The sequence below is a fragment of the uncultured Negativibacillus sp. genome (genome assembly GCF_944388365.1).
Taxonomy (GTDB): Bacteria; Bacillota; Clostridia; order Oscillospirales; family Ruminococcaceae; genus Negativibacillus.
Genome location: NZ_CALXIN010000105.1, coordinates 1 through 5856, shown reverse-complemented (window position 1 = coordinate 5856; position 5856 = coordinate 1). Strand labels below are relative to the sequence as shown.

Annotated in this window: 5 protein-coding genes and 1 pseudogene; 2 read left to right on the top strand and 4 right to left on the bottom strand. The window is 50.6% G+C overall.

Features of this window, described 5'->3' with window-relative positions; translation table 11 throughout:
- A partial coding sequence (locus Q0L39_RS10235) for an MATE family efflux transporter (RefSeq protein ID WP_296628911.1) occupies positions 1-1198 on the bottom strand: 1198 nt, incomplete at its 3' end.
- Positions 1199-1460: 262 nt separating this feature from the next.
- On the opposite strand from Q0L39_RS10235, the gene Q0L39_RS10230 reads away from it, so the two are divergent.
- Entirely contained in the window at positions 1461-1934 is a 474-nt protein-coding gene (locus Q0L39_RS10230; RefSeq protein WP_296628910.1) for an ATPase P, read from the top strand.
- A gap of 209 nt (positions 1935-2143) precedes the next feature.
- Here Q0L39_RS10230 and Q0L39_RS10225 read toward each other — a convergent pair whose 3' ends face one another.
- Complete coding sequence (locus Q0L39_RS10225) at positions 2144-2326, bottom strand: hypothetical protein (RefSeq protein ID WP_296628908.1); 183 nt, start codon at positions 2324-2326, stop codon at positions 2144-2146.
- A gap of 163 nt (positions 2327-2489) precedes the next feature.
- Positions 2490-3038: an adenylyltransferase/cytidyltransferase family protein gene (locus tag Q0L39_RS10220; protein ID WP_296628907.1), complete on the bottom strand. Its 549-nt coding sequence runs from the start codon at positions 3036-3038 to the stop codon at positions 2490-2492.
- Between the two features lie 308 nt (positions 3039-3346).
- Between Q0L39_RS10220 and Q0L39_RS10215 the strand changes: the two genes are divergently transcribed.
- Positions 3347-4504: a MalY/PatB family protein gene (locus Q0L39_RS10215; RefSeq protein WP_296628906.1), complete on the top strand. Its 1158-nt coding sequence runs from the start codon at positions 3347-3349 to the stop codon at positions 4502-4504.
- A gap of 318 nt (positions 4505-4822) precedes the next feature.
- On the opposite strand, the pseudogene pyrB reads toward Q0L39_RS10215, so the two are convergent.
- Positions 4823-5731 (bottom strand): annotated as a pseudogene (gene pyrB, locus Q0L39_RS10210) (aspartate carbamoyltransferase); the annotation flags it as partial.
- Positions 5732-5856: the final 125 nt, after the last annotated feature.

The following is a 5856-nucleotide window of genomic DNA, read 5'->3' as shown; positions in this document are numbered from 1 at the left end:
CAAAAAAGGTAGCAGCAACACCGTTTACCATGCTGAAGCCAGTGCGCCCACAACCGTTGAGAAAGCCGTTCATGCAAAAATAGAAGGATACGAACATGAAATCAAAGCTGAAGGTTCGCAGATACTCAATGCCGGCTGCTGTGACGTCTGCATCCGCCTTAAACAATGCCAAAGCAGTCTGCGGCAGCAGCTGCACCCACAAAAAGAAAACCAGCGAACAGGCAAAAGCAAATCCGATGCCTGTCCACATGCAGCATTTGGCGCGCTGAGGTTTCTGGGCGCCCATGTTCTGCGCCGACATGGAAGCAATCGCGCTGGAAAAGGCGTTGGCAGGGAGCATTGCAAAGCTTTCAAATTTGGAGCAGATGCCGACGGCTGCCGAAGCGACGACACCCAGCGAATTGACAATGGCGTTGATGATGAGAAAAGAGAAGCTGACCATCGTTTCCTGCAGCGAAACAGGCAGTCCCAACCGGAGCAGACGCAGCACCTGTTCCGGGTCGATGCGGAAATTGTGCAGCGAAAAGGTGAAGATAAAGTCGCTTTTGCTCAGAAAGAGGATGGCAAGAATCATGCTGATTCCCTGGGAAAGAATGGTAGCCAGAGCAGCACCGCCGGCACCCATTCCAAATCCGCCGACAAAGAGCAGGTCGAGCACAACATTGCACACACAGGCGATAATGACAAATTTCAGCGGATTTTTGGAATCGCCAAGTCCGCGCAGAATGGCACTGATTGCATTGTAACCAAAGATGAACAGTGTTCCGCACGAGCAGATGCGGACATAGTCCAGTGCAGCGTCGAAGGCTTCGACCGGTGTTTGCAGCCACTGCAGTACGTTCGGCGCCAGGATAAACAGCAAAACGGTAAAGACGGCAGCCAGCAGGGCAAACAGCGTCAGCGTGGTGCCGATGGTGCGCTGTGTCTCCTGTTCACAGCATGCGCCGGAATATTGGGCGATCAGGATGGTGCTGCCCATCGTCAGTCCGGCAACCATGCTGGTCAGAATCTGCATCACCTGGCTGCCGACCGACACTGCCGAAATGCCGGCAGCATTGGCAAACCAGCCTACCACGATCATATCCACGGCGCCATACATCGCCTGAATCAGGTTGGCAAACAGATAGGGCACAGCAAACACCAGCAATGTTTTGGTGATGCTGCCTTCGGTCAGATTTTGTGCGGAAAGTTTTGACATCGTATCACTCCTGCAAAAAACATTTTTCGGGAAAGATGTTTGCAGCAACAAAAAAGCCGGATAAGAGATGAACGCAGCGTCATCTCTTATCCGGCAAAACTGCACCGCTTATATTAAACAGCTTTCCTCCGAGCTATCGAGGACAGTTTAGCACGTTCAAAGCAAAATGTCAATTGCAGGACAGAAAAAAATATGATAAACTAAAAGGCAGTAAAATGCCGCAGGATTTCTTTGGAACCTTTTTCTGAGAGGAGACACAACTATGCCCAAATTTTCAATCCCTGGTTGGGGAGACTTCGAGATCAACAATCTGGTGCTGGATTTTAACGGAACCATCGTCACCGATGGCAAGCTCATCGAAGGCGTCGCACCGCTGCTTGGTCAGCTGCACGAACAGGGAATGAACCTCTATGTCATCACTGCCGACACCAACGGCACCGTCAAACGGGAGTGTGCTTCGCTGCCGGTGCAGGTGATGGTCTACGACAGCGCCACCGTCGCCGACAACAAGATGGAGCTGGTCATCAAGCTGGGCGCACAGCAGACAGCCAGCATCGGCAACGGACGCAACGACCGCAAGATGTTCGCAGCCAGCGCACTGTCCATCGCCGTCATCGGAGAGGAGGGAACCTGTGTGCAGGCAGCTTTGCAGGCGGATGTGCTGGTTTCCAACATTTTGCAGGCGCTGCAGCTGCTGACCTGTCCGCATCGGCTCAAAGCGACGCTGCGAGGATAATCACAACCGGAAAGTCAGCTGCATAGAATGCTCATGGAAGGGGCGAAATCCAAACCCCTTCCTGTAAGGAGGATTCTTATTATGCATTGCTGCAATTCTTGTAATCAGTCTTCACAGACATCCAGCCAGTCGCTTTCCGACTTCTTCCCGTCCGGATATCGGCTCACATCCGCTTATCCTAACTATCCATACTACGTCAGCATCCCTGTTTATGTAGAAGAAGAGGAAGAGGATAGCTCGAGCAACTGCAACTGCTGCTGTTGTTGCTGCTGCAAAAAGTGCTGCTGTTCCTGCCCGAGCACCCAGAGCGGATCGAGCTGCTGTACTGCCTCCTCCGGTACGTCCGGCTGTGGCTGCACCGGCAGCACAGGTTGTTCCAGAACCGGAAACATTGGCTACAATCATGTTCGCTGCACCACTCGTTTTTGTCACTGATCCCATACAAAAACAGCGCCGCTGCTTGGCAGCGGCGTGTACTTAAACCGAGAATCCTTCCTGAAAAAACAGCTCTGTTCGGTGAAAGCCGAACAGAGCTGTTTTTGTTGTGAAACATCTTTAATCTTGCAGACGCTGCCAAAGTCCGTGGCGATGGATATAATCTGCGGCTGCCGGCGGAACCAGCGATTCCCAGTCGCCGCCGTCGTGCATCAGCTGACGGATCTCGGTGCCGCTGGTCAGACGATCGGCGTCGGTGCGCTCCCACATGACCTCTACGCGATAGCCCATCTTCTGAAGGGATTCCACCTTCTGGCGTCCCCATTGGTCATAGATGGTCTGGAAAAAGGTGACCTCGTCCGGAACAAAGTTAGGAATTCGCTCCGGCGCCTCGATCGGGAAGGGAACCACTGTAAACTGATCCCGCGGAATGCCCGCTTCCACCATGCTGGCGGTAATCATCATCATCCGCTCAAAGAAGGTGAAGGGATTGGAGGCCGAACGAAAGCGGTTGAGCTTGGCATCGTCGCTGATATATTGGGAATGGATGTCATAATTGGTGATCCCGATGATTAAAAACTGACATCTCTTTTTTGCCTCAAGCAAAAACTCCATGTGTCCCAGATGTAATCCCTGAAAACGTCCTTGTACTGCGCCGATCTCAACCAATGCTGCCCTCTCCTTTAGTGTAAATGATTGTCAAAGTTTTGTCTGTGTTGTTTTCTTACAGTATAGCGCATTCAGGAAGGAATTTCAACATCATGCTTACTTTTTACTACCGTACTTCAATAATATGTACAAAAATATAAGATTTCTCTTGTGATTTCGGGTAGTTGACATTCCATGAAATAAGGATTATACTTTTTATGTCAAGAATAAATTCAACAGGATTTCCAAGGAAATCCAAAAAAAATTTTGCAGATTGCTGATAGGTTATGAAAACGATCAGTTTTTTGCCAGGTGGGAGGATGTTAACTATGTACGATTTTGACAAAAAGTATGACCGCAAAGGCAGCGAATGTGTCAAGTGGGATGTTTATGCAAATCAGGACGAGATGCTTCCTATGTGGATTGCCGATATGGACTTTGAAGCACCAGCTCCAATCTATGAGGCATTTGTAAAACGTGCAAACCATCATGTTTATGCATACAGCAAACTCAGCGAACAGTACTATCAGGCTGTGATCGACTGGATGAAACGCCGCCACAACTTTGAGATTGAAAAAGACTGGATCGTCTTTACTCCAGGCGTTGTTATCGCACTGACTCTGGGCGTACAGGCTGTTACCGAGCCAGGAGAAGAAGTTATGATCCTTTCTCCTGTTTACGGTCCATTCCGTGGAGCTACCACCGCTTGCGGCAGAAAGCTGATCGAAAGCCCACTGGTCAACAAAGATGGTTACTACACCATCGACTTTGACGACATGGAAAAACGCATCACTCCAAACACCAAGGCATTCATGCTGTGCAGCCCACACAACCCAGTTGGCCGTGTTTGGACCGTGGAAGAGCTCAAAGGCATCGGAGATTTCTGCATGAAACACAATCTCTATCTGATCGCTGATGAAATCCACAATGACCTCGTATTCAAAGAGCATCATGTATTCACCAACGTTTGCCCAGAAATGGCTGACAAGACCATCCTGTGCACCGCACCAAGCAAGACCTTTAACCTGGCAGGTCTGCAGGCATCCAACATCATCATCAAGGACGAAGAGCTGCGCAATAAATTCAAAACTCTGCTGGGCAACCTGCATGTCGGCAGCGCAAACGCATTTGTTGACTCGGTTGTCATCGCTGCATACACCCAGTGCGACCAGTGGCTGGATGAGCTGAATGTTTACATCCAGAACAACATGCACTACTTTGCAAAAGAGATCAACTCGATTGCACCGCTCAAGATGTGGGATCCAGAAGGCACCTACCTTGCATGGGTTGACTGCCGTGGACTGAACATGACCGACGATGAGCTGACTGCATTCTTCAAAGAGAAATGCCATCTGGCATTCAATGCAGGCACCTTCTTTGGTCCGGAAGGCTCCGGTTTTGTACGTGCAAATATGGCTTGCCCACGCGCTTATGTTGAGGAAGCTGTAAAACGTATCCGCGAAGGTGTTGCTACACTGAACAAATAGTTTCTGTTATAAAAAGGAGAAAGCAATCTGCTTTCTCCTCTTTTGTATCTGTAAATCTATCGGAATATCTAAAAATAAAAAGAGGCTGGAAAGAAGATTCTTTCCAGCCTCTGCCAGTTTTGCTTATTCCTGAATCTGTGCTTCGCGGTAGATGCCGCGCCAGGCCTTGGCCGTTTCGTCCACCAGACGGAATGCATGTGGCAGTTCCTGTTCGATGGTGGTGATGCAGCGTGGATTCTGGCAGCACAGCTTGCCGACAACAGGTTCGCTCTCGTCCTTCTGTGGAGCAGGCAGTTCCTTGTTGAATGGAGCCGGTGTCACACCCAGCAGCTTCATGATGAGCGCCATGCGGATGATCTTGCCGAAGAATACCTGTTTGAAGTAAGCAGCGCGAGGATCCTTGTCCACAGCGACCGAAATCTCGTTGACGCGCGGCAGTGGATGCAGGATGCACATATCCGGTTTTGCGCTCTCCAGCTTGTCCGGAGTGAGGATGTAGCAATCCTTCAGGCGCAGATATTCTTCCTCGCTTGCAAAGCGTTCGCGCTGTACGCGGGTCATATACAGGATGTCCAGCTCCGGCATTGCATCGTCCAGGCTCTGAACCTCGGTGTATGGGATGTGTTTCTTGTCCAGGATTTCCTCTTTGACGTAGGTTGGAACCTTCAGCTCCTCTGGGGAGATCAGTACAAAGCGGATGCCCTCGTAGCGGGAGAGAGCAGTGATGAGCGAATGAACGGTGCGTCCGAACTTCAGGTCGCCGCACAGACCGACGGTCATGTGGTCTACTCTGCCTTTGAGCTGATGAATGGTCATCAGGTCGGTCAGCGTCTGGGTTGGATGCTGGTGACCGCCGTCACCGGCATTGATAACTGGGATTGGGGAGTTCATTGCAGCGACCATTGGAGCGCCTTCCTTTGGATGGCGCATAGCAGCGATGTCCGCATATCCGGCGATAACGCGGATGGTATCCGCAACGCTTTCGCCTTTGGCAGCGGAGGAGGAGTCTGCGGAGGAGAATCCAATGACAGAGCCGCCCAGCTCCAGCATTGCCGACTCAAAGCTGAGTCTTGTGCGGGTGCTTGGTTCATAGAAGAGGGTTGCCAGCTTTTTGCCTTTGCAAACCTCGGCATATTTTTGCGGGTTTTTGATGATGTCATCGCCCACCTGGAGCAGCTGGTCGATTTCTTCGACGGTTAAATCCATAGGATCGATTAAGTGACGCATAAAATGACCTCCCGAAAATAAGTTTTGGCAAAACAAAAGCCCTTCCACTGTCAAAAAGGGCAGGGAAGGGCACAAGTTCTGCTAAAGTATTGCCAATGCCCTTTTCAGCCTCTCGGTGCTGTATT